The organism is Acidovorax sp. KPB24-07 (assembly GCF_057543315.1).
This window is the reverse complement of record NZ_BAAJYS010000792.1, coordinates 1-900: the sequence shown is the minus strand read 5'-3', so window position 1 is coordinate 900 and position 900 is coordinate 1. Positions and strand designations below refer to the sequence as shown.

Below are 900 nucleotides of genomic sequence, written 5' to 3'. Positions count from 1 at the left end.
AGGCCGCCTCGATCGCCTGGCCTTTCGGCGGCGAGCCGGTGTGGTGGCTGCAACTCCTGTCCCTGGGCGGCTTCGCGCGGCTGCTGCTGGCCAGCCGCAGCGCCCGGCAGGCCGCGGTGCTGGGGTGGCTGTTCGCCACCGCCTGGCTGACGGGCACCTTCTGGTGGCTCTTCATTTCCATGCACACCTACGGCGGGCTGGCCGCGCCGCTGGCCGCGCTCGCGGTGTTGGGGCTGGCGGCGTTTCTGGGCAGCTACTACGCGGTGGCTGCAGGGTGTTTCAAGGCCCTGGGGCAATCAAATCGCTGGCATGTTGCTATCGTTTTCGGAGCATTCTGGCTGCTGGCCGAGTTGGCGCGCGGCCAGTGGTGGACGGGCTTTCCATGGGGCGCCGGCGGCTATGCGCACGTCGAAGGCCCGCTGGCCGTGCTGGCGCGGTCGGTCGGGGTGTACGGCATCGGCTGCATCGCGGCCGTGCTGGTCATGCTCGTGGCCCAGGGGCGGCGCAGCGACCTGCGCAGCCTGAAGGCGTGCGCCCTGGTGGGGCTGGCCGTGCTGGCCTGGGCCGGGCTGGCGGTGCAGCGCCACTGCGCCGTCGAGCTGTGCCACACGCCGATGCAGCGCCCCGCGCCGCTGTCGCTGGCCCTGCTGCAGGGCAACATCCCCCAGGACGAGAAATTCCAGGCCGGCAGTGGCGTACCGACCGCCCTGCGCTGGTATGCCGAGCAGCTGCGCAGCGCCCAGGCCGCGCTGGTGGTGGCGCCCGAGACGGCCATCCCGCTGCTGCCGCAGCAACTGGTGCCGGGCTACCTGGATTCGGTCACCGCGCGCTACACCCAGGCCCCCGCGGCGGGGCAGGGCGCCGGCCGGCAGGCGGCGCTGCTGGGCATTCCGCTGGGCG

1 pseudogene is annotated in these 900 nt (G+C 73.0%); it reads left to right on the top strand.

The annotated features are described in order from the left end of the window. Positions 1 to 900: pseudogene (locus AC27IQ_RS25840) on the top strand (apolipoprotein N-acyltransferase); the annotation flags it as partial.